1 protein-coding gene and 1 pseudogene are annotated in these 1,015 nt (G+C 61.4%); both read right to left on the bottom strand.

The genetic code is table 11. From position 1 onward, the window contains the following. Nucleotides 1-31: 31 nt before the first annotated feature. A complete protein-coding gene (locus tag AC097P_RS25150) occupies nucleotides 32-778 on the bottom strand; it encodes a Nif3-like dinuclear metal center hexameric protein (RefSeq protein ID WP_479613132.1) in 747 nt (248 codons plus the stop codon). Further along, nucleotides 775-1,015: pseudogene (locus AC097P_RS25145) on the bottom strand (hypothetical protein); the annotation flags it as partial. The gene AC097P_RS25150 and the pseudogene AC097P_RS25145, both read right to left, overlap by 4 nt.

Here is a 1,015-nt window from a genome sequence, read left to right as displayed (position 1 = left end):
GAAAAGAGGGGTTTGCCATTCTCAAGCGCTCTCACGCAGGGTTGTCAATGTCAATGAACTGGTGCTCCAGCCCCAGTTGAGTCGCAACATGTGCCGCCACCGCGGGCGCGCCATAACGCTCGGTCGCGTGGTGGCCGCAGGCCAGATAGGCCACACCGGTTTCCCGCGCCAGGTGCGCCTGTGGTTCGGATATTTCGCCGGTGATAAATGCATCTGCACCCGCGGCAATGGCTGCCTCAAAATAGCTTTGCGCGCCGCCGGTGCACCAGGCCACGCGCCGCAGTGGAGCATCTCTGCCGGGCACCAGCACCACAGAGCGGCACAATACGTTTTCGACGTGTTGGGCCAAGCTTGCGGCTGTTGCCATCTCAATCTCGCCTATGCAACCCAGTTGTTGCTCACCAAACTGTCCGCTTGTTTTTAGCCCGAGTTTTAGCCCCAATTGCGCGTTATTGCCCAAATCGGGCAACGCGTCCAATGGCAAGTGGTAGGCGAACAGGTTGATGTTGTGTTCCAGCAGTCGACCCAGGCGCTGGCGCATCCAGCCGGTCACGCGGCCATCGTATCCGCGCCAAAACAGGCCATGGTGGACAAAAATAGTGTCAGCTCCCTGCGCGATGGCAGCGTCTATCAGTGCCAGGCTGGCCGTCACACCCGATACGATTTTCCGGACACTTTCGCCGCCCTCCACCTGCAGGCCGTTGGGGCAATAGTCCTTGAAGCGCTCGGGCTGAAGCAATGTGTCCAGTGCGGTTTGGAGTTCTCGGCGATCCGTCATGTTGGTGGAAGGCGCACGGTAGTGCTGCCAGATGTGTGGTTTTGCGGTTGCGGGGATGGCATTGTGACCTCCAAACTGCTGTCGCAGCCCGTGCCGGCCGCAATCCAGCGCCGCCCCAAGCGCCGCAACAGCGGTGCCAGCGCGGGGGCCACCGCCCGAAGGCTCCTTGGCAGGGTCTGCACCAGCACCTCCTGTGGCGCAACAATTGCACCGCAGCGGTACTGCAACTGCACTGGG

It is taken from the genome of Rhodoferax sp. ZS1R8, from assembly GCF_056521325.1.
The sequence above is the reverse complement of the archived record's forward strand: the minus strand, read 5'-3'. Positions and strand labels throughout refer to the sequence as shown.

Excerpts from the sequence above, each read along its gene's own strand:
- AC097P_RS25150 (WP_479613132.1), bottom strand. The coding sequence starts at position 778 with ATGACGGATCGCCGAGAACTCCAAACCGCACTGGACACATTGCTTCAG.